The organism is Shewanella sp. KCT, assembly GCF_007636505.1.
GTDB lineage: Bacteria > Pseudomonadota > Gammaproteobacteria > Enterobacterales > Shewanellaceae > Shewanella > Shewanella halotolerans.
In genome coordinates this window covers 61143-83141 of record NZ_LVDJ01000007.1, presented here as the reverse complement: position 1 = coordinate 83141, position 21999 = coordinate 61143, and the positions used below count along the sequence as shown (strand labels likewise).

The window sequence follows — 21999 nt, the reverse complement described above, 5'->3', positions numbered from 1 at the left end:
AAATGCAAGTGACCAGCTATACCTTTACGCGGGAGTTACGTCTGTTAACTCCCGCGCAATTCAAATATGTATTCTCCAATCCCATCAAAGCTTCTTCAGCTGAAATAACCTTACTCGCCATCCCTAATGAGCTACAGCATCCTCGTATTGGATTAACTGTTGCAAAGCGTTATGTTAAGCGAGCCAATCAGCGCAACCGAGTTAAACGTATCATCCGCGACAGTTTTCGTTTGCACCAACACGAATTACCGCCGCTCGATATCGTCGTGCTCGTCAGAAACGGCGTATTGGAAATGGATAATGCAGCATTGCACAAACTGGTAGAGAAGTTATGGCGCAAGCTCAGTCGCCGTTACAATGGCTAGCCACTAAGCTGATCCGAGGCTACCAAATCTTTATCAGCCCTATACTGGGGCCAAAGTGCCGTTTTCACCCCACATGTTCCAATTACGCGCTCGAAGCGATTCGATTGCACGGATTTGTGAAAGGGAGTTGGTTTGCAGGGAAACGCGTATTAAAATGTCACCCTTTACATCCGGGCGGTGAAGATCCCGTCCCTCCAAAAAATAACAGGTGTAATAAATAGGCTATGGAATCTCAACGCAATATATTGCTCATCGGTCTGCTTTTTGTCAGCTTTTTGCTGTGGCAGCAATGGCAAACAGACAAAAATCCGCAACCGGTTGCCACTGAATCTTCAGTTGTAGCTTCAACCGTCACAGATGCGCACAGTGCTGACGTTCCCGATGCCGACACTGCTCTTCCTGAAGCAGTAGCCGCCTCTAAAGAACTCATTAGCGTCACGACAGACCAACTGACCCTGAAAATTAACCCAGTGGGTGGCGATATCGTCTACTCGGCGCTGGTGGGTCATAAGCTGGAGCAAGATAAGGAAGAGCCTTTCGTCCTGCTACAGCAAACCAAAGATATCTACTACATCTCTCAGAGTGGTCTGATTGGCCGTAACGGCATCGACAGCAGCGCTAAGGGCCGAGCCCACTTTAGCAGCCAGTCACAGACCTACACCCTAGCCGATGGCCAGGATAGCCTGGAGATCCCACTGACCTATGTTGCCGACAATGGCGTGACCTACACTAAGGTGTTCACCCTGCACAGAGGCAAGTTCGACGTCGGTGTTGAATATCGCATCAACAACACCTCAGCCGAACAGCTACAGGTACAGATGTATGGTCAGATCAAGCACAGCATCAAGAAAAGCGAAAGCAGCATGATGATGCCGACCTATCGCGGTGCCGCCTTCTCGACAGCAGATACCCGCTACGAGAAGTACAGCTTCGAAGATATGGCCGACAAGAACCTGGACAAGAAGACCCTAGGTGGTTGGGCAGCCATGCTGCAACACTACTTCGTATCAGCCTGGGTACCACCAGCCAACGATCAAAACACCATCTTCTCTAGCGTAAGCGCCGGCGGCCTGGCCAATATCGGTTTCCGTGGTGCCGTCTATGATGTCGCACCTGGTACACAGCAAACTATCAGTGCCCAGTTCTACGTGGGTCCTAAAGACCAAGAAGCCCTATCGGCCATCTCTGAATCGCTGAACCTGGTGGTTGATTACGGCTTCCTATGGTGGCTGGCTATCCCAATCCACTGGTTGTTGATGTTCTATCAATCATTCGTGGGTAACTGGGGTGTGGCGATTATCCTAATTACGCTAACCGTACGTGGTATGTTGTACCCGCTGACTAAGGCGCAATACACCTCGATGGCCAAGATGCGTAACCTGCAACCTAAGCTGCAGGACATGAAAGAGCGCTTCGGCGATGACCGTCAGAAGATGGGTCAGGCCATGATGGAACTGTACAAGAAAGAGAAAGTGAACCCTATGGGTGGCTGTCTGCCAATCTTGCTACAGATGCCTATCTTCATCGCCCTCTACTGGGTACTGCTGGAAAGCTATGAGCTACGTCACGCGCCATTCATGCTTTGGATCACCGACCTATCGGTACAAGATCCATACTATGTACTGCCGCTGCTGATGGGTGTTTCTATGTTCGCGATGCAGAAGATGCAGCCTATGGCGCCAACCATGGATCCTATGCAACAGAAGATGATGCAGTGGATGCCGGTTATCTTTACCGTCTTCTTCCTCTGGTTCCCAGCAGGTCTGGTGCTTTACTGGTTGGTCGGTAACTTAGTGGCCATCACCCAGCAGAAGATCATCTATGCCGGTTTGGAGAAAAAAGGGTTAAAATAACCTCTAACTCCAACTAATGAAAAAGCGGTCGGATACTTTGTATTGACCGCTTTTTGCTTTTTAATGAAGACAGCTTTTCACTCCATCAGCGCAGGAAACACAGTAATGACGACAGATACTATCGTGGCACAAGCAACCGCACCAGGCCGCGGCGGCGTAGGTATCATCAGGGTCTCTGGCAACAAGGCCAGCGACGTAGCCATGGCGGTACTCGGGCATCTGCCTAAGGTTCGTTATGCCGACTACTGTGATTTCAAGGACGCCGATGGCGCCGTTATCGACCAAGGCATCGCCCTCTACTTCAAGGGCCCTAACTCCTTCACCGGCGAAGATGTGCTCGAGCTACAGGGCCACGGCGGCCAGGTGGTGCTGGATATGCTGATCAAGCGTGTCATGGATGTCGATGGCGTGCGTATCGCCAAGCCGGGTGAATTCAGCGAGCAGGCCTTCATGAACGACAAGCTGGATCTGACCCAGGCCGAGGCGATTGCCGATCTGATCGATGCCACCAGCGAACAGGCAGCCAAGAGCGCCCTCAACTCGCTACAGGGTGAGTTCTCCACTCAGGTCCACCTGCTGGTGGATCAGGTCACCAACCTGCGTCTCTACGTGGAAGCCGCAATAGACTTTCCCGACGAGGAGGTGGACTTTCTCTCCGACGGTAAGATTGCCGCCTCACTTAGCAAGATCATCACCAAGCTCGATTCGGTGCAATCCAGTGCCAAGCAGGGCGCCATCATACGCGAAGGGATGAAGGTGGTGATCGCCGGTCGCCCCAACGCGGGCAAGTCCAGCCTGCTCAATGCCCTGGCGGGTAAAGAGTCGGCTATCGTCACCGAAATAGCCGGCACCACCCGAGACGTGCTACGAGAACATATCCATCTCGACGGCATGCCGCTACACATCATAGACACGGCCGGCCTGCGCGACACCACAGACACGGTAGAGCAGATAGGGATCGAGCGCGCCTGGGCCGAGATAGAGACCGCCGATCAGGTGCTCTTCATGGTGGATGGCACCACCACGGATGCCGTCGATCCCCATGATATCTGGCCCGATTTTATCGATCGCCTCCCTAAAAACCTGGGGGTTACCGTGGTGCGCAACAAGGCGGATCTGACTGGTGAAGCCTTAGATGCCACAGATGAACAGGGCCACAAGGTATTCCGCCTATCCGCCAAGACAGGTTCGGGCGTCGATGAACTCAAGGCACACCTTAAGTCCCTAATGGGCTATCAGAGCAATCTAGAGGGGGGCTTCCTGGCTCGTCGTCGCCACCTAGAAGCATTAGAGCTCGCCAGCAGTCATCTGGCACTGGGTCAGGAACAGTTAGAGGTCTATCAAGCGGGTGAACTCTTGGCAGAAGAGCTTCGTATGTGTCAACTGGCACTGTCGGAAATCACCGGAAAGTTCACCTCGGACGATCTCCTCGGCAAGATCTTCGGCTCATTCTGTATCGGGAAGTGAAGTAGCTCATCAATCAGAGAAACGTGGTAAAACCCTTCAAAACACATCAAAATAAATAATTGTTTTTAATGGTTATTATTCATTTTTTGTTGCGAAGCGGTTTTACTGTATTTCACATGCTTTTGCTCCGCTTTGCTAAAAATTGATCCCTATTTACTCCCAGGTTAGAATTTTGGAGTAATGGGAGCAAAAAGGAGCAGAGATGAAGGTATCAGTAAACAAGCGTAATCCTAACTCGAAAGGGCTTCAGCAACTTAGACTGGTGTACTACTACGGTGTTGTTGAAGGGGAAGATGGCAAAAAAAGACCAAAGCGCGACTACGAGCCGTTAGAGCTCTATGTCTATCAGAGCCCAAAGACTCAAGCAGAACGCCAGCATAATAAAGAGATGTTGCGTCAGGCCGAGGCTGCGCGGTCAGCCAGACTGGTTGAATCTCACGCCAACAAGTTCCAACTTGAAGACCGGGTAAAGCTTGCTTCGAGCTTTTACGAGTACTATGACAGATTGACTTCCACCAAGGAGTCAGGAAGCACCTCAAACTATTCAATTTGGGTTTCAGCGGGCAAACATCTTCGAAGCTACCATGGGAGAGCGGAACTTACTTTTGAGGAAATTGATAAAAAATTCTTGGAAGGGTTTAGGAAATATCTTCTGGAAGAACCTCTAACGAAATCTAAATCCAAACTTGCCAAAAACACTGCCTCTAGTTATTTCAACAAAGTCAGAGCCGCCCTGAATGAAGCATACCGAGAAGGCATCATCAGAGATAACCCTGTCCAGCGGGTAAAAAGTGTCAAGGCGGAAAATACGAAACGAACCTATCTCACTCTGGATGAAGTTCGGGCAATGACAAAGGCAGAGTGTCGCTATGATGTTTTGAAGCGGGCGTTTCTTTTTAGCTGCACGACAGGCTTGAGATGGAGCGACATCAATAAGCTTACTTGGAGTGAAATAGAGGAATTCGAACCCGGTCATTATCGAATTATATTTGACCAGCAAAAACTCAAGAACGGAGGCAATTCTCTTGTATATCTGGATTTGCCAGATTCAGCGGTTACACTTCTAAATATTCAAAATAGGGAAGGGCCTGATGATCGAGTCTTTGTTGGCCTAAAGTACAATAGCTATATGAATGTGGCTCTATTGCAATGGGCTATGAGAGCAGGCATAACCAAACACGTTACATTTCATGCTGGTAGGCATACCTTTGCTGTAGCCCAACTTAACCGTGGTGTTGATATTTATTCTCTCTCTCGGCTTCTTGGACACTCAGAGCTAAGAACAACTGAAATTTATGCAGATATTCTCGAAAGCCGCAGAGTAACAGCAATGAGGAGCTTTCCCGATATCTTTGAAGAACAAGCAAAAGAATTTGGATCTTGTTGCCCTCACTGTGGTCAGCAAGCAAACCCTTAGGATGCTCTGCGGCCACGACGAGAGCCTGTAATATAGGCTGCAACATCTTGATGAATTTCATCTTGGGACTTCACTCTGTTCGTTTCAAGCCACGCCTGAAGGTCTGATCGTTTAATTAGAACTCTATTCCCTCCCGGTTTAGTAAACGATACTCGTTTTTCATGAGTCAAACGGTAGATGTAGGAACGTTTGGCTCCAATGTAAGCCGCCGCCTCATCAACAGTCAGATACTCTTTATCAGACGGTGGTAAGCTCGACTTATTGCCGTCACTCCCAGCATTCTCAACAACCTGAGCTAGCAACATTTTTATCTCTGCCATCTCATTCCTCAAGTTTTGTAACAGTTCGCTTTCTTGTGCTGTCATCGCATACCTACTTCATTGGCAACCCTCTCAATAACTGCAATTTTATGGGTGCCCGTTGAGAAACCTCCGCTCTGAAAGTGCCCTTTTTGGACAACTCGGCTTACTTTCTGGAACTTTCACATGTGAAAGTTTTGCTTATTCTTTTAAAGGCCAATCAACGGGCCTGGTTGAGAGGTCTTCGGAATGAACATCCCTAGTTTTGGCGTCATCTGACTTCAAATCACCACCGGGGAGGGACGATTCTTGTTGGCCCCTGCGGGGGGCAGGTATCTGATGTACACCATGCTTAACAGCTTTGGGGGCCATAACAACCTCATCTAAGCTGATGACATTCGTTGAGCTTTCGGAGACTTCGTTGCAGATATGGCGATACTTGGCCACCGTTTGTCTGGATAGCTTGGCGAGCTTTGCTATGGCTGTTTGAGTAAGCTTCAAGCCCTGTTGCAATAACTGCCTGCAAGCAGCCCGTATCCGTGATTCCGTGGACTTCTGGCGAACCTCATGAGTACGCTTGGCCGACAATCTCTGACGTTCTCGCAGCGGTAGGGAGCTATCAAGTCGCATCATCCCCCGATGGCATCGACTGGAGCCGGTATAGCAGTCCCACGTCCATCTGGCGACGCTTTTGACAGTGGCTTTGACCTGTGCTGCTGTTAGATTCATGTCAAAGCCACGAAGCCTGAAATTGTTCTTATTAAAGGCGTAGGCTTCCAACAGCCGGTTAAAGGAACCAAAGTTCCCCTGCTCACGTTCACGGTTGACGATTGAATAAGCGTAGAAACGCAGCTCCTCGAACAACAGGCAATGCCGTGAGTGCGCCACGGCATCAAGGTTGGGGCCAGAGCTCCACAAGGGCTTAACAGCCAAATCAACGTAATCGGCCAGTTCGCCCAGATCATAGATTGAATGGTGGATCTCCCAGGTATTCCACCACGGATGCCCCGGTGTTTTTGCGACCGGACCGCTGTAGGACGGGTCAGCGCACAACCGGGCCGCCATAGCCTCGTATACGGCTTTCATGAAGGCGATAGGCTTGGAGCGGGCGTTTTCGGTTGTGCAAACAGGGGGAATGGCGTAATAAAGGTGCGAGTGACCATTCTTGCGGTTACTGACGATGATATTGGGAGCGGGGAGTCCTTCGTCCTCCCAGATTAACGGGTTGGAGTGATCGAGGTCGAAGACCAACCAGGAAACCATGCCTGGACGATTGACCTGCACATAGGGATAGCGGATGGCATACTCGCGGGGCCTGATCCTGGCAGCCGTCTTATTGTCACTGCATCGCGGTAAGTATGGTGCTTCCGATAAAATCCGGTGGAGTGCCGTACCTTGTTGAAAATACCGACCGGAATCGGCAGTGGAAACTGCTACTTTCAATGTACCCTTCCCTTCGCTTGATTCTGAGCGGCCACGGGAAGTCGAAAGTCACCTTGAACTGGAATTCCCAGCGAGCAAGGTTGCAGATAGCTAACTTATGGCGTACATTATTTATACGCATTGGCTTCCCAAGCCATGTGCTGAATGCTTTGCGGAGCGCCAACTCATCAGCATTCAACAACCGCTTACCAGACCCGGCCCAGTGCCGGGTTTGTTGTTTTAATGCTGGTTCTTCTGTATCCAGTCCCGAACTTCTGTGGCTCTGTAACGAACTTGGCGAGACACTCTTACCGGGCGAGGAAAGTCGCCTTTTTTTGAAAGGCGATTGAGGGTGACATGAGAAATCTGGAGCAAGTCAGTTACTTCTCGGATAGTAAGGAGCCGTAACTCTGCGTTGGTATGGTCTAAACCAATATTGATATTTTGTGAGCTGTTCATTCGAAATCCCCATCTTCTTGGATATTGCTAATACGATGGGGATATTCTTAATCTGTTAGGGCTTAAAGCAGAGCGCTCAAGTTGCCCTTTTGGGGTGTAAAAGTAAGAAAACTTGCCTTATCTTTCTGCCCGGAACTTTCACATGTGAAAGTTCCGGGCCCCTCCGACACAGCAAACTACTGCTTACCATCCCAGTCTGGAAAGATCTCGGACGCCAAGTCGCGCCGTGCCTTATCGACGTCAATGCCGTTCAAGCGTTCCAGTGTTCTCTCCTTGGTATTCTTACGACTACCGTCAATGTTGAAGTCGCTACCGTTGCCGGTAAGGCTGTCGAGGTTTAGCGAACTCGGGTCCGGAAACTTGCCGTTCTGTTGCAGGATGCCAAGCCACTCATCTAGGTTCACCTTGCTCCAGTCGATCTCTGCTATTTTGTCCAACGGAATGCCACCACACTGAGGGTTCTTCGGATCACCAAAGGACTGACCCAGTTGAGGCCGAACTTGCTCTTGGATGATACGAGACAAGGGCGAGTTGAAGCAGCAGTATGCCTCTCGCTTCTCGACACAAGCACCAAGAACTTTCGACTTGCAGTACGAGCCGACATAGGAGCAGTTCTTGAGAGCCCTCTTGGCGTTCATGGTGAACTCATCCTCCTCGCATTTGTAAACCATCTGGATCATGACCATCGCCACGACATAGACCGTATAGATTGTCATCGCTGTGCTCAGCCAAGTGGCAGCGCTTTCCATCATTCCTTCCTGAGCCATCTTACCAGCGCCTCCGGCAGCCGCCTCCTGAGTGGCAGCATCCTGCCCAAGTCCTTTCATGATGTCCGCCATGACCTCTTTAACCTGCTCGGTCAGTTGGTCCATCAATTCATCAATAACCTGCTCTACCGGTTGATAGAAGGAATCAACTGCGCCGGAGATATTCTCGATATAGCTGGTGAAAGGTTTGGTTATTTCGGTCCAGCCTTGTAAGACGGGCTCACGCAGGATCTGGTAAGCGCCTTTGATTGAATTACCGTTCTGTAGGCCCATCACTGCACCGTCCAGCTTTGGTACTGCCATGATCAGGTTAAGGTAGTCGGCTAGCGAAATGTTAGATGGCTTCTCGCAGCAATCAGATACACCTCCTACAGCTATTTTGCATTCACCAGCCTCCCCTGCGAATGCTGAACATACGACGTTCTCATCACCAGTTGGATTCTTGTCCCCATCTTGTCCAGTACAGCTCATATCCTGGGTCATAAACTGAGCCGCATTGAGAAGAGCAGTGGCACGGGCAAAGTCAGTGCTTTGGGTCTTTGACACATCGAGACAATCATCCCCCATGCAGCGGATAGGCCCTCCACACTGGTACTCGGTCTCCTTTTCAAGCGTTGGCACAGCCACATCGGAGCCGCAATCGTAGGTATCTTCATGCACATAGCAGGTGCCGGATGCGCCCTCGGCCCCATCCACGCACTTAGAGCTGATAAAACCGCACTGCGGGTTATTCTCGAATTCAGTACAGCTATTGAGATTACCGCCCGAGTTGACCGGGCAATGAGTTTCCCCCTGGGGATCGGTCCAACAGTCCATTTGCCCTTTGTAGAAGTCGTAGTCAGCTTTGACCCGCACCTTTTTACAGAGCTTTGGAATGCCTGGCAGGGGTGACGACTTGAGTTGTGATTCACAAACCTTGATGCCATTGATAACAGTGCAGCCGGTAGCATCGGTCGGGTTATCAATGCAGGTAATTTCCCCTTGAGCAAATCCGTCTGCTACGCCCTTGGCCGAATCCATACAGCTCTGCGGAGACCATTCATCCTTGGTAATGGCTTTGGATGGGTCATAACGGAGCTTAATGCGGCCATAGCCTTCACCTTCCCCGGTTACAGAAACTCGGATCTTGAAGGTAACGACATCACCATCTTTCACATTCTTGAAATAGGGTGTGACATCAACATTTGGGTTCCGCTCCCAGCTCGTGGAAAGCTCACATTTACCAGCAGTTTCAGGAGGGAAGTTTCCATTCGGGCCGGACCACACCTTAGCCTCTTGGCCGGATTTACCGACCCAAACCTGCATGTAGTCGTCCCACTTCACATATTCAAGCGTCGCGGAAACGATAGCGTCAGGGTTGCTTACCTGGACACGGGTGTATTCCTCATAGATTTTGCAGTTACCTGCCCAATAGTCGTCCCCGACTTTACCAATCCAGAGTTCTGTACATCCTTCGCCACAAGACTTGAGGTTGTATGGACCGTCATAGTGCTTCACTACAGAGGCATCGTAATCATGAACCACTTCGCAATCAGCGCTTTGGTCAACAACGCGCTGGCATCGCTCATACTCAGGAACATGAGCATTGATAGCGTTCTGGTTGATGGTTGTTTCGGCAGAGCAATCTCCAAACCCATCAGCAATGAGGTCCATGTCCTCGTAGGTCTTTTTGCTCAGATTTAGTATCGGGTCCTTACTGAAATCTGGACGTGAGCGGTTAGCTGCATCGAGGAGTACTTTGTAGGCAGCGCCTGAGATTGATGGATCGGCGCTATTCGCGTCGGACCAAAGAGCCCCCTTGGCGCTGTTGCCCACGTCGTCCATATCGTCGCCGGAATCGTAAATACCCTGGAGCATGTCAACATCGGGTTTGTTGGCATCCGGGAAATAGTAGCTATCGGGTTGACCGTCACCACCGCTGGTGCCAGGAAACAGGTCATTCACATTGATCTGGCTTCCACCATTCATCTGGAATTGACCGTCTTTCAGCGTCGGCATCGAGATCGTGCCGTTTTGGACCGAACCCGAGTTGGCTCTGAACGAATTGGCGAGGTCCTGCCCAAAGGACTGGGCCTCTTTCCCAACGGAGGAAATGTCCGGATTCTGACCGCCGGTGGCATATGTATGGATCGGCAGCATCGACATTGTGACCGTCAGCAGCAAAGCCACCATTCTCAAGAAGAGTGTTTGGTTTCTCATAGCATGGCTCTCAATAAAATCTTGAGAACCATGCTATTCGGCTGAAGTAATAAACCTCCTACGCCAAACTGCCCAATTGTGGAAAATCACGCGGCTTTACTCTTATCGGCGACGCAAAAAGGACACTCCACGCAGGTCCTTTGGTTGACCGAGGTAAAGTACGTGCATTCACAATTATCGCACTGCTCAAGCATTGCATCACCACATCTGAGCTCGGATGCCAAACACCAGGCATCAGTGATATCGAAAGGAGCCCATCGAGCTCCTTTCATACCAGGAACTTCCTTGCGAATAGCGTGATACATACGAAATGCCTTGTTCAAGGCTTTGATATCAATCGATCTGATTACGTCCTCACCACCAATATTGCGGTAAAGCTGCATCAGCAGTGACGCCTGAATCTTGGAGGTGTGACTGTGAATAAGCGTGGCCCCGCCACGGAATGTACGTGATCTACGCTCCAGCTCGTATCCATCGTTTTCGATGTCCTGATATAACCTGCGTACCTGTTTGTACGTCAGTCCCGTCTCGATCATGATGATTTTGGTGATGTAGCCAGCCAAGGCCATGTGGCGTGCTGCTATCCATCGGCCTAGCCACCCTGATTTATAATCCGTGCTTTTCTCCATTGTCAGGCTTCCTTGCAATTGGCGAACAAATTTCGGTATTGAATCCACAACGCTGCGATCACTGCTGGAAGAGCTGCCGCGTAAAGCCAATCGCTTCGCTCCACCCCGTCAAGCGTAATCAGCAACGCGATAAACAAGGAAAAGAGGGCGGCAACGAACCAGACCAGTTTGTTTTTCTTGGTGTTCTTCATCACATATCTCCTACGATAAAATTAGGGCTTCAATTCCTTTCTATCACGAAAGTTCAGATATGCAACGCCAAATACTGTGTTTTTTTACAGTGTCATTTTTTGATACTTTGAAGACTTGCAGTTTCAGGTAATAATGAAATATTGGTCATATAATGACCGGAGGTATTCAATATGAAACGTATATTTGGATGGAGCATAGTGCTGGCAACTTTGTTCGCTGCATACAAAATTGCTGGAAGCGGAGGGCTTATTTTGTCCTTAATTCCATTAACCATTCTTATCGCCATTTTTGCGAATAGACATCCCAGAGACGCGGGTTCACAAGTTGTCAATTTTCAGGAATCGGTTAACTTTGATTACCCGGAAGACGTTAGTCTTCCCATTCCTGATGCTTCGGATACAGGATCTGACTGGCGGGGAATCCCTTATTAAAAAGGTTGGCATTGCCAACCTTTGTTCTTATTCCATGGATAGATTAATGAATTCTCTTGCACCTCTATTTTTTAAAACTTCAAAGTTATTGGTCTCTGTAATAACCGTCCTTACTGCACCTTCATATTGATGAGTACATAAGGTTGCAAATTTCCTTGAAAGTCCCTTATTTGAATCATCTATTTTACTGAATATGCTTATGGCGAAAGACAATATATGCTCAGAAAATTCTCTATCAAACTTACCACAATTAAAAACGTAGTAAAAAGATGATGCTATACATTCAATGAGGTCTGATAGTTCGTATCCATCGACTGTGAATAAAGAGTCAACGTCAAGCAAGTCATTGTAATTTCTGAATGATTCAAATAAATAGTAGTCAATCCTTGTTTTAAATTCGTTCTCAGATTGACCTTCAAATTCTCTGTAGTCAACCATGTTTCTTATAAATTTATGATAAAATATCCAAGGCGTCCGAACCGTTCCTTGATCTCGTCGGATTATGCTGCCCTTACAAAGATCATATTTCAATAGGTTAGAAAACAAAAAAATATATAATGTAGGTAAACTGTCATTTATAAAGTAATCATTTTGGACATTGCTGGGACTTTCATTTAGTTTTATTATTGTTTCTTCACTCTTCAGAAAATTCTCAAACGCCAAACCCAACTGCTCATAAAAAGAATATTTAAAGTTTTTATTTTCATCCGTATATAAGGATATCAATAAGGGGGTGTCGTCATTGGGGATTCTTGGTGAATAACTCTGAAATAAGAAAGCAGCTTCCCACATCAAAGATGTTTTTCTAGATAAAAGCTGGGCCGAAACAAACTCATTAAACTTAATTATTGAAACATCACTGTCTGGGTACATCCTAAAAATTCTATTCAATAAAGAATAGTTATGATTTTCTAGAAAACATAAAAAACCTTCTGATAAGATTAATTTTTTAATGATGGTTTCCGTTGACTTCATTTCTCTTATCTTTGCTTTTTCGAAAAATTCAATATTACTTTCTAAAACATAGGATAGATCACCAAACGCTCCATTAACCAACAACTCATTTATGCTCTTAAATAAGGAGTTAGCTCGATGCTTCATGGTTTGACCAAAATTAACCGTCAACAAAAATGACAAAAGAATAACAATTGATGTAGCTAAAACAAGTTTGTCCTCATCAAATCCTGGTAGGAAAGTGTATGGCAAAAGCCAGCCCATCTCTTTTAAAAAATCATAGAAAAGGCAGGACAATATGACGAAAACAGAAACTATAAAGAATAAGAAATGTGGCCAGCCAAATTTATGTAAGTAGGTTACTTTTCGGCCACGCGAAAGCAGCGATAAAGCGGCAAGGATCACCGCGACTAAAGTTAAAAACCCTGATGAGTCCACCTTCATTCTCCCCAAAATAATCTTTTACTTTCAGAATAATACGATGTGATAAATATTCGTAGTCATTTACCAATAAATAGGAGTAATTTATCTCCCCGTATAGTCAATCGTGGTATGCGCTGGCCTCGACTCAACATTCCCCGTAAAAGATGTTGATTAATTGAGGTGTCCTTACTTGCAACCCTCAGAGCTTCCGCACTCGTTACCAACGAATCATCTTGTCTTTCCACAGGACCAGTGAGCCAATCCCCGTGGCCTTCCAGTATCATCAGTTTCAGTGTATTGATGACCAAGAGCGGAGTGATGGGGCCGCACGCTTCATGAGCTCCCAGCAGACTATCCATGCTTGCCCATACCTGTTCCAGTTCGTCCTGAAGCTGGCGTTCCCGAAGTTTCAGTTGGACCAGTGCCGTATTCATGAACCACCTCCTTGCTTAACTGCAAAATAGCGCGAAACTGGAGCCAGATACCCCCCGGCCTGCTCTCGTCCGGCCCCTGCGGCGGACTCAATGATATCCGCTGTTTTGTTCGCCAAGGCGTCATCGCCCATTTCACTCCGGAGTTGGGCCCGATATTCCTGTTCCTTTCCATCGCTTGCGCCCAAGATGGATGAGGCAAACAACCGTGCACCCGCATCCGAATGGAGGCCATGCTCTTGTATCGCGGTCTGCATGGCCAAATTACGAAACTCATCTCCGTACTGCTGAACAAAGGCCTCTGCATGCTCTGCACCTGCTTCGCTCGCACTAGCAAACGCTGCCGCGAAGAACATACCACGCTCGCGAACCGACATGCCCTTGGCCGCCTCGGATAGGTCCGATTTCCCGGTGAGCCATTCCTTGGCTGCATAGAAACCGGAAACTCCTGCTCCGATAATGTCCCTACCCAGGTTGGCCGCACCAGTAGCTAGGAACCCTGGAAGGCCATACTGATCTTTGATGTACTGATCTCCCTTGTGTGCGTCGACAATAAACTGATCGCGCTGCTCGGGCGTCATCCGTGCCAGTTGGTTCATCGAGTTGGCAAAGTCATTTGAGAATCCATCCATGGCCGCCCCTGAGCCGCCAACGATCTTGTCGAAGAATCGACCAGCCCCATCGGACGAGGCAAAGATATTGGATGCGGTGGATGATTCTACGTTGGAGTTCATTATCTGCGTTCTCAGTGACCCCAATCGCTCATCCTGGAACGACTCCTTTTGATTGGCATGAACGTCCTGTACTCGGCTCATATTCTTGTCATGCTGCTGGAAAACCGCCTCTTCGCCAGGCACACTGCCATAGGCTTGGGTACGCTGCCTCTCGTTCATACGACTGGGGTCTTGGAGTCGCTGGGTGTTGGAAAGGCCGGTGATTGCCGGAGCTTGCTGGACAAGCAACTGGTTCTCGTTAAACCGCCCCACACCCTGTGTGACGACACCACCAGTAGCCGCCGAGATAGCCTCAGCCGCAACAGTCTGCTCGGCTCCCTTGCTGGAGTTCAAAAGCGCGTAAATTTGCCCACCGGCTAACGCCTGCGCGGAATCCATTCCCAGTGCCTGATAGAACCGTGCTTTTTCGGCAGCGGCCTGACGAGTCTCCGGCGACGCCATACGCATCCCATTCTGTAACACGGTGATTGCGGCTGGACTACCAACGGCAGAGGCGGCCAATGCCCGCATATCCATTTGACTGGCCGTGCCTATTGAACTTTGAGCGGAGGAAAGGCGCTGATACGTATTTTGAGCGCTAACGGCTTGTGTCGCGGATTGGGAAAGTTGCTCGCGTTGTTCCTCACCCAATGAATTGGTGAACCGCTGGCCTGACTCGGTGTTGGTTTGTCGCGCCAGATCTTGGGTCAACGCTGCGGAATCATCCTTGGAAAAGCCCAAATTCTTTGTCAGCTTGTCTAGATCCGTGGTCAGTTGCTGACGCTGATCCGTCGTCCTGGACTCAGCAGACCCCGAAATATCTCCCTGTACTTTCAATGGCGCGTCTTTGCCAACTGCTCCCGACGCAGCAGCAATTCGACCTATTGGCCCTCCAATCACCGCAGCAAGCTTACCTGCATCAACAGATCCTGAAGCCTTCATAGCTATGGCACCAGCTATGGCATCAGTATGAGTTTCCGACAATCCGTACTGCCGTGCGTAATCCTGAGCCTGACCGTAAATTGCCTTAGCCTGACTCGAATCGGATGCCCTAAGGGTTTGGCCCAGCCCCTGCAACCTGGCGTAACTCTGCTCGGCCGATGCCCCGGAGAAAACCGAGTTTGATAGCTGTTCGGAGAAATTCCGCGTAGCTTGGGCAGATGCGGCCTGGCTGCTGCTAACCACTGAACTCAGGGTTTGTCCGATATTCACCTTATCGACAAGCGACTCAGCTCCTGAAGCCATGGCACCACTGAACTGGTTATACGAGAACGCTGGCTGACCTTTCATTATCGGATCTTGTTGCAGAAGATCAGGCGTTTGCATTTTCTCGTTTACGTGGTCGCCGCCGTTGATGCGCGAGGCTAGGCTGGTAAAGGCATAGGTGCTACCAGTGACGATGAATAAGGAAATGATCGGCGTAGCAGCGGCCAACATCCCACCCGTTGCGATCCAGTGTTGCAGCACGTCACCTGTCGATGACAGCGCATACATAGAGTCCAGCCCAGAGCTACTCAGGCTGGACATCTCCTTGGATGCCGCCGTGTGAACAAACAAGTTGATAATGGACAGAACTGGCATCCAAAGCTGAATCCAAAGGATGGTCTGTACATATTTGCCCGCCAGTTGGAGACCAAAACTCCCCATTACGATGATAAAGGCAATGATCGGAGTGATGGCGTAGATGAACCCTTCGAAGAAGGTCAACATTGGGCGAACCACCGTCATGAACATGGACTGTTCCGCCGCCCACTGGGTATTCCGCTGCTGAATGGCCTGGTTAATCATCAGCGCGGAGCCGTAGTCCTGTAAGTCCTGATAGCGACCAGCGGCAGCCTCGTAGTAAAGGGGTTCCAGCACGGCTGCTTTCAAATAATCGATGGATGATGTTGTCGAAGCTCCCATAGCTTGCAGTGAATCGCCGATTTTGGTGATCGCGTCATCACCGGCACTGGTATCAATTCCCAGCAAGTTGTTCAAAGCGTCAACCACCACAGGGCTATTCAAATTTGCAGTGGCGTTACTGATGGCGACCCACCCGTCAGTGCAGGTGTAATCAGCCCCATCAGGATTACCCGCAGAAAGGTAAAGGCGAGTTCCATAGAGCTGGGAGTTAAACCGAAGTGCTGTCTCGGTAGGACGATTCATAAGTTCATCCAGAGACATCAGTTTAAGGTCAACCTTGGTCAGTGTGCATTCACGGATGTAGTTGTTCCAGGACAGGCGCACATCGACATATCCACCGCCATTAGCCGCATTGAGAGCGGTGAAGACTCCGGTATCATAAGCTCTTCTGCGAACGTCATTCAGCAGCTTTAAAGTCTCCGAGAAATGGCTTTCCGTAACGTTCGGTACGATGACCCCGTATCCGGTCTCGAAGAGGTTGGTAATGGTGTATCCCACATTGGAGATCATCCCGCCCGCAAAGCCAACCAATAGCGGGACGTTGGCAACAACACGAACCTCGCCAGTATAGGCGTCTTCAATGGCAACCGTCGTGGTCGGCCCAAAGGAGCAGGCATAAATGACCCAGCCCAGCAAGACCTGCTGGAAGTTGATTTGTTTTGCTCCCTGAAAAACTGATTGGATACAGATGATGAGCACGCCGAGCAGCAGGCCAATGCTGACCATTTTCTCGAAGTCCCCGGTACCAGTGATCATGGACACCGCAATCAGGATTTGCTCCAAGAATGACGAGTCCCCGATAGAGTGAATTGTAAACATAGGCTTATTCTCCCGAAATTTGGAGATAGCCTATTCGCTCAATCCTCTTTACCACGACTCTGTAACTGCCCAATTTTGGCGTTTACCCAATTATCCCAACTTTGTACGTTCAGAACATATTTCCATTTATTTCAAGAAGATGCCTGCATGTTGTTGCGTTTTGGAGAACCTATGGCAACCTAATTCCATTGCATAGGAGAAACCTCAATGACAAAGAAACTAACCGCAATAATTCTTGCTGCCGGACTGGCCTCAGGCTGCGCAACGACGACAAACAGCTACCAATACAAGGGAGACCATAGCCGCGCCTACAACTTGGCCCAGGCCGGAGGCCTCTACGACGCAAGAGATTACGACATCCCAAGGGATCAGCGAGACGGTGTTATCAGCAAGGGATGGGATGTCTCGGGTGACGCACTGCTGTTCAATTCCGGACATGGGCTTGGATTGGACTGGGGCAAGTCATTGGGCTTGGGCGTATTGACCAGTGCCTTTGCACCAAAGGGCGTTATGGAGCGAGACAGCGTATTTGGCTGGCTTCCGGAAACAAAAGCAGGTAATGCCAGAGAAGCCTGGGAACTGATGTCGAGTACTCTGCTCGATGGTATAGAGAAGACCTTACGGAAAGCGAATGTCAAATATGTTGTCGATAACAGGAACCTGCATCAGGACTTTCCTCTAATGTCGGAGTACATTTTTTCCTCGGTACGAATTGTCGATCCCGAACATGGTTGCCCTGACTGGGAAAGTGCCAATCGAGACTATGACCAATCCTGCTACGTGGCCACGACCGTGTATGCCCCCACGGAAGAGCCACGAAAAGTGCCTGATTTCCTGATGGCCGGGCAAAATGGCTATGGCTTCTACGCAAATGATGAAGCGGATTACTCCCGCATAAAGGTGAACATCCCCAAAGGTTCCAACTTGGACAAGAACCAGTTGCTTGCAGGCATCAGCCATGAGCTTCCAGCCTGGGCATTCATCTTTGTTGCATCGCAAAAGCTGAATACTGACGGCTACACGGCACCAGTGATCCTGACAACAGGGAAGGCCGAACTATTCATCACGCCGGATCAAGGATGAGCGTGTGGCATGATGCCCTGGAGATCGGTCTGCTTCCTTTGGAGGAGACCGGCCTCTACTGTGATGGCATGACGTATGTGATCAGCCACCTGCTTCGGAAAGGCGGCATTCCCCACCGGAGCTACATAGGCTATGTAAAAGACGAGAAACATGGCGACCTAGTAGTGCCGCACTGCTGGGTAAAACTGGAGGGCGATGGTGATTGGGTTATCGATCTCCGACTACGCACTTGGCTGGGAGATGATGACGAGGTACCTCATGGTGTGTTTCAAACTACCACGTGGTCACGGTTCACCTATAAGGGAGAGCCTATGGTAGACATCAAGTTGGACGAAGAGATAGTTGATGCCATGACCGATGGAAAACTTTCACATGTGAAAGTTCCTGAACGCAACGATTACTCAGTACCGTTTTTACGGGATTTGTTATAGAGGTACAAACTTCCAAAAGTCACCACAGTAAAAAATGCCAGTAAGCTCAGCATTCCTATTGTAAAAGCGTCCATCTAGCTCTCCCAATCATTCGGTTCTATACTCTAACTTTACATCATTAAACGGTATATTCCAGTGGCAAGAACACTAGAGCAACTCCTGGAGCAGGAGAAACCCGAAGTTGTAGCCGAGGCCAAACGCAAGGCATCAGTGATGCTCCGCATCGTGGATAAGCAGACAACGGCCAAACAGGATCATAAAGCTGATTCAGACATTTCCTCTTCCCAAAAATAACGAAGGGCCAGACGAGCTGGCCCTTCGTTGTTATTAGCGATTAAATCACTAAGTACGGTTCATCGTTGTCGCTTTCAGCTATCGTCAAGTCAATAGTGAAAGTGATATCGACGCGCTCAACAGTCCGATTACACTCACAAGCGTACTCATCCTGTAAGCTTTTAAACATCTTTTCAGCCTCATCATGAGAAGAAGCCTCTACAGTTTCAACAGCTAATTCACCTTCTTTTTCGGTGTAGTTAACCCCACGGTAATACACGCGGCCACACACGTCGAATTGATGGATTTCTGTTTTAGTTTGTCCCAGCATTTTCATTCTCCAAGAGTTTAAAAGCCGGGACTTAGCCCAACCGGGCAAAGTACCCGGCAGGGTGATTTAAGATAACAAGGGCTATCGTTCTGAAAGGTTATTCACACCTTGGCCGACAAGAACTTCTTATTGGAAGCAATTGCAGCTCGCTCAGAAACCAGTTCCCCTTCAAGCGGCGCGCATTCGATAGCATCGAAAACGCCGGATTGACTGCTACCGGAGGTAGCTCTCAACCATTCTCCGTTCAATGAACTGCTGACAGTAGCCAGCGGACTGACGACCCGTACGGACCGCGTTTTTCTCAAGGACCGATATACTGCCATCGACGCCGCTTTTAATAGCTTGGCAACGATAGAAGCTCCGAAAGCAATGACGCCAACGGTAACAATCATGATCAAAACGAAAGTGGAAAAGTACATAAACACCTCCAATTAATTTGGAATTGAAGGGGCTGCACCGCGTAACCGGTGAACCCCGGTTACGGGATAGGAAAGGACTTATTGGACGGTATTGAACCAATCCACGATTGGCTCAAATTTGTCACCCCATTCCATGATTTTCACGAAGTCTTCTGAGTTATCAGCTCTCGCTAATCCGCAGTAAGTTTTCGTATTACGACCATCAAGACACCGCAATACGGTGATATGAAGTGGTTCGCCAGATTCAGTTCTAGCGGCTGTTACCCCACGCCGTTGATGAACATGCGCATCATTAAGTGGAAGAATCAGACCGTTAACTTCGATTTTTGTCATACAACACCTCAAATTTCTTTGAGGGTTCTCCCTTAACCGGAGAACCCCCGGTTAAGGGAAGGATTTAAGTTTGCTGTTTGTTTTTGGCGACCAGCTATCGCGCTTACTCAGCCAGAGGCTGAAGTTGTGAACACTGTAACAGCCAAGGCGTCAGGGGATACTCGCTGGAACTGCCCTTTTTGGGCGCATAGGTCAATATTTGAGATGCAGGAACTTTGTAGAGGAAGAAGTTGATGCGGCATCTGGCGAATATAGGGCTTCTGATTTTGTTCATCCTGGGGCTGGTTATCGCTACCCATAATCCGGGTACGGCACTTGTATTGATGGTGATCCTGGGTATCTTGCGCCTGGCTCAGGCTCGCAAGAGCGGCGTAGCTAGTAGTGGGGAGAGCAGTTATCAACGCCGAAAGAAAAAGAGGAAAGGAGGATTCCAGGACTCCTATGACTATGACCAGAGGCGTCACATCGGCACGAGTGACGATTAACCTGGCGCTCAACCATCCTTTGGCCGGGGAGGATCGCCAGCGCGACCAAGCAATTCCCACAGGAGTCGGAACGCATAGAAGTGATCACGCAATGTAGTCACACTCAGCCTCTGGTGCCTAGCGTAGTATCTGTGGATATGGGCTCTTCCTACCTGGGATGGGGATTTAACACCTTTCTCATTGGCCGCAATGTCCTCCAGAATCGCTATCAGGCGTTTCACCATCGCCCGCCTTGCGGTCTTTCCGCCGTGGCGGACATAGACATGTGATCTTTCTCTAACCCATTTTTCCATTTGTTCCTCCTGATGTTGCTTACCCCAAATAGGAGTTTGTTACGTCGATACGACCGTGGCCCAGCTCTCGCGCAACCTCCGACCGGATCTCTTGGTCCAGCATCTTGGCCTGAGCCACGGATACTCCAAGTTCCTTGGCAAGGTATTCATGGTGGGCGCGACCATGCTTTATTCCGGCTTTTACCGGGCATTCCGCGCCCAGCAGGTCCCGGTAGCGAGTTTGAGCGTAGTGGTGCCGTTCGCCGTGGAAGTTCACCGGATGGCGGCCAATCTCCCGATAGGCTTCTTGCCGGAACTCGCGATAATTCTGCTCGGCAGGGATCATGCTGCGGCCATCCTGTATGGCGGCGGCCCGCTGGAGCGCGCTAACTTGGGCATCGTTGGTGATCGGAACGGTGCGCGCCCGGCCCCCCTTAGTGCCATCCTTTATGCTCACGGAGCCGGTTTTCTCGGCCTCTCTTAGTGCCCTAGCAGCATCCAGCTTGGCCGATTCCTCGAACCGCAGACCAAAATTACGCTGCAGTTCCAGCAAAGCCCCAAGGCGCTCGGTGGTTGCTCCCAAAGCAGCATTATGGGCCGCTTCCGAAACACTCCGGTCGCCAGTGGCGATGCCTGAGCGTTTTGGAAGTCCACCCTCAGAGACGGGGTCTACACGTACCTGTCGGTCGCCCCGCGCAATCTCCATCACCCGATTCACTGCGCTCAGGTAGTTCTGCGCCGTGGATGGTGCGATTTCTCCCCGCTCATAGCGATCATTAAGGTGTGCCGCATAAGCGACCAAATGAGCCTTTTCTATATCCCGCATGTCCTTAATGCCCTGTTCGGACTTAATCCAGGCGCTAAACACGCTCCATCGGTCATGAATCGTGGCTATGGACTGGAAACTCTTCATACCTTCCTTCAGTGCGTTCAGGCCTGCCTTGCCCATATCGCGACTTCGGAGACCAAAATTCCGGGAGTCCGGATTAGTCCGCTCTGAGCGCATCGTGTGCTCCTTATGATCTTGTTAATCAACGTGTTGCTGGCCCGTCCGTACTCGGTGGTAAGTGAAACGCAGTTTTTTATTAGCTCTGCATGCTAAGGCCAACGCTGGGGATCTCGCCCAGGCACAGGGCAGATAAACCGATGCCCACGGTCATTTCATACGAGCGGTACTGCTATGGAGCGAACTACTCATTCCACTGGCTGGTCTGTTCCGACGGAACAAACTGCCAGCAGATCCGGCTGGTACTGTCGTGTCATTCTCTGGAAAGGAAGCGCGAAGCGCGCCAACCGCCGAAGGCGGTATTGTTCGCGCACATTCGTGCGCGGGGCGAAAGCCTTGAGCCGTTGAGGCGCAAGGCTTCCGTCGGGGGCTATACCCCCGTCTCTGTTTACGCCTACGGCGACAGAGACGGGGTGGAGCATCGAGTAAACCGGAAATTCAGCACTCGTTCTGACGGATGAGGGAGGCCCTCTTGTATTTGGCCGCTCGGAATTGAGCGCCAGGAACGCGACATAGCTGTCAACCAGATCGCAATATGGAAGCCTGGTCGCTTGCGGAATGCACAAACGCAGGCAGCAGCAGAACGCTGCAAGCACAGTGATGATAAACATCTGATTTTCC

22 protein-coding genes are annotated in these 21999 nt (G+C 49.7%); 9 read left to right on the top strand and 13 right to left on the bottom strand.

Annotated elements, in window-relative coordinates; translation table 11 throughout:
• Positions 1-8 precede the first annotated feature (8 nt).
• The 5 genes from rnpA (at position 9) to AYI87_RS11670 (ending at position 5102) form a co-directional block, all read left to right on the top strand.
• Positions 9-365, top strand: coding sequence for a ribonuclease P protein component (gene rnpA, locus AYI87_RS11690; RefSeq protein ID WP_144202477.1), 357 nt, complete (start codon positions 9-11; stop codon positions 363-365).
• Complete coding sequence (gene yidD, locus AYI87_RS11685) at positions 332-586, top strand: membrane protein insertion efficiency factor YidD (protein ID WP_011867657.1); 255 nt, start codon at positions 332-334, stop codon at positions 584-586. The genes rnpA and yidD overlap by 34 nt, the downstream gene beginning before the upstream one ends.
• A 3-nt stretch (positions 587-589) precedes the next feature.
• The gene (gene yidC / locus AYI87_RS11680) at positions 590-2218 is read left to right on the top strand and encodes a membrane protein insertase YidC (RefSeq protein WP_144202263.1); all 1629 of its coding nucleotides are present in this window, start codon (positions 590-592) and stop codon (positions 2216-2218) included.
• A 105-nt stretch (positions 2219-2323) separates the two neighbouring features.
• Positions 2324-3685 (top strand): tRNA uridine-5-carboxymethylaminomethyl(34) synthesis GTPase MnmE, encoded by a 1362-nt coding sequence (gene mnmE, locus AYI87_RS11675; RefSeq protein WP_144202261.1) that lies wholly within the window; start codon positions 2324-2326, stop codon positions 3683-3685.
• 202 nt (positions 3686-3887) lie between these two features.
• Positions 3888-5102 (top strand): site-specific integrase, encoded by a 1215-nt coding sequence (locus AYI87_RS11670; RefSeq protein WP_070382527.1) that lies wholly within the window; start codon positions 3888-3890, stop codon positions 5100-5102.
• Here AYI87_RS11670 and AYI87_RS11665 read toward each other — a convergent pair.
• From AYI87_RS11665 to AYI87_RS11640, 6 genes are all read right to left on the bottom strand, one after another.
• Positions 5099-5467 carry a helix-turn-helix domain-containing protein gene (locus AYI87_RS11665; protein ID WP_040552116.1) on the bottom strand — a complete coding sequence of 123 codons (369 nt, stop codon included), beginning with the start codon at positions 5465-5467 and terminating at the stop codon, positions 5099-5101. The two genes, AYI87_RS11670 and AYI87_RS11665, sit on opposite strands and share 4 nt — an antisense overlap.
• A gap of 135 nt (positions 5468-5602) precedes the next feature.
• The gene (locus tag AYI87_RS11660; protein ID WP_144202259.1) at positions 5603-6844 is read right to left on the bottom strand and encodes a replication initiation protein; all 1242 of its coding nucleotides are present in this window, start codon (positions 6842-6844) and stop codon (positions 5603-5605) included.
• A 219-nt stretch (positions 6845-7063) separates the two neighbouring features.
• On the bottom strand, positions 7064-7282 hold the full coding sequence (locus AYI87_RS21510; RefSeq protein ID WP_080341940.1) for a helix-turn-helix transcriptional regulator: 219 nt from the start codon (positions 7280-7282) through the stop codon (positions 7064-7066).
• A 176-nt stretch (positions 7283-7458) separates the two neighbouring features.
• Positions 7459-10248: a conjugal transfer mating pair stabilization protein TraN gene (gene traN, locus AYI87_RS11650; RefSeq protein WP_144202257.1), complete on the bottom strand. Its 2790-nt coding sequence runs from the start codon at positions 10246-10248 to the stop codon at positions 7459-7461.
• Positions 10249-10334: 86 nt separating this feature from the next.
• Positions 10335-10877, bottom strand: a complete 543-nt coding sequence (locus tag AYI87_RS11645) for a FlhC family transcriptional regulator (protein ID WP_040552118.1) — start codon at positions 10875-10877, stop codon at positions 10335-10337.
• Between the two features lie 2 nt (positions 10878-10879).
• Positions 10880-11068 (bottom strand): hypothetical protein, encoded by a 189-nt coding sequence (locus AYI87_RS11640; RefSeq protein WP_144202255.1) that lies wholly within the window; start codon positions 11066-11068, stop codon positions 10880-10882.
• Between the two features lie 171 nt (positions 11069-11239).
• On the opposite strand from AYI87_RS11640, the gene AYI87_RS11635 reads away from it, so the two are divergent.
• Entirely contained in the window at positions 11240-11500 is a 261-nt protein-coding gene (locus AYI87_RS11635) for a hypothetical protein (protein ID WP_114735649.1), read from the top strand.
• 27 nt (positions 11501-11527) lie between these two features.
• Here the strand turns inward: AYI87_RS11635 and AYI87_RS11630 are convergent, their stop codons facing one another.
• From AYI87_RS11630 to AYI87_RS11620, 3 genes are all read right to left on the bottom strand, one after another.
• Positions 11528-12892, bottom strand: a complete 1365-nt coding sequence (locus AYI87_RS11630) for a hypothetical protein (RefSeq protein WP_144202253.1) — start codon at positions 12890-12892, stop codon at positions 11528-11530.
• Positions 12893-12954: 62 nt separating this feature from the next.
• Positions 12955-13311: a hypothetical protein gene (locus AYI87_RS11625; protein ID WP_089643907.1), complete on the bottom strand. Its 357-nt coding sequence runs from the start codon at positions 13309-13311 to the stop codon at positions 12955-12957.
• Positions 13308-16745, bottom strand: a complete 3438-nt coding sequence (locus AYI87_RS11620) for a conjugal transfer protein TraG N-terminal domain-containing protein (RefSeq protein WP_144202252.1) — start codon at positions 16743-16745, stop codon at positions 13308-13310. The genes AYI87_RS11625 and AYI87_RS11620 overlap by 4 nt, the downstream gene beginning before the upstream one ends.
• A gap of 207 nt (positions 16746-16952) precedes the next feature.
• On the opposite strand from AYI87_RS11620, the gene AYI87_RS11615 reads away from it, so the two are divergent.
• The 3 genes from AYI87_RS11615 (at position 16953) to AYI87_RS21225 (ending at position 18553) form a co-directional block, all read left to right on the top strand.
• Positions 16953-17828 carry a hypothetical protein gene (locus AYI87_RS11615; protein ID WP_144202251.1) on the top strand — a complete coding sequence of 292 codons (876 nt, stop codon included), beginning with the start codon at positions 16953-16955 and terminating at the stop codon, positions 17826-17828.
• Positions 17825-18259 carry a hypothetical protein gene (locus tag AYI87_RS11610; protein ID WP_144202250.1) on the top strand — a complete coding sequence of 145 codons (435 nt, stop codon included), beginning with the start codon at positions 17825-17827 and terminating at the stop codon, positions 18257-18259. Before AYI87_RS11615 ends, AYI87_RS11610 begins: the two co-directional genes overlap by 4 nt.
• Before the next feature lie 135 nt (positions 18260-18394).
• A complete protein-coding gene (locus AYI87_RS21225; RefSeq protein ID WP_186265312.1) occupies positions 18395-18553 on the top strand; it encodes a hypothetical protein in 159 nt (52 codons plus the stop codon).
• A 40-nt stretch (positions 18554-18593) separates the two neighbouring features.
• Here the strand turns inward: AYI87_RS21225 and AYI87_RS11605 are convergent, their stop codons facing one another.
• The 4 genes from AYI87_RS11605 to AYI87_RS11590 form a co-directional block, all read right to left on the bottom strand.
• Entirely contained in the window at positions 18594-18863 is a 270-nt protein-coding gene (locus tag AYI87_RS11605; protein WP_096002393.1) for a hypothetical protein, read from the bottom strand.
• A 101-nt stretch (positions 18864-18964) separates the two neighbouring features.
• Positions 18965-19282, bottom strand: coding sequence for a hypothetical protein (locus AYI87_RS11600; RefSeq protein WP_144202249.1), 318 nt, complete (start codon positions 19280-19282; stop codon positions 18965-18967).
• Positions 19283-19360: 78 nt separating this feature from the next.
• Positions 19361-19615, bottom strand: coding sequence for a hypothetical protein (locus tag AYI87_RS11595; RefSeq protein ID WP_144202248.1), 255 nt, complete (start codon positions 19613-19615; stop codon positions 19361-19363).
• A 797-nt stretch (positions 19616-20412) separates the two neighbouring features.
• Positions 20413-21321 carry an integrase domain-containing protein gene (locus AYI87_RS11590; RefSeq protein WP_260865133.1) on the bottom strand — a complete coding sequence of 303 codons (909 nt, stop codon included), beginning with the start codon at positions 21319-21321 and terminating at the stop codon, positions 20413-20415.
• Between the last annotated feature and the right edge of the window lie 678 nt (positions 21322-21999).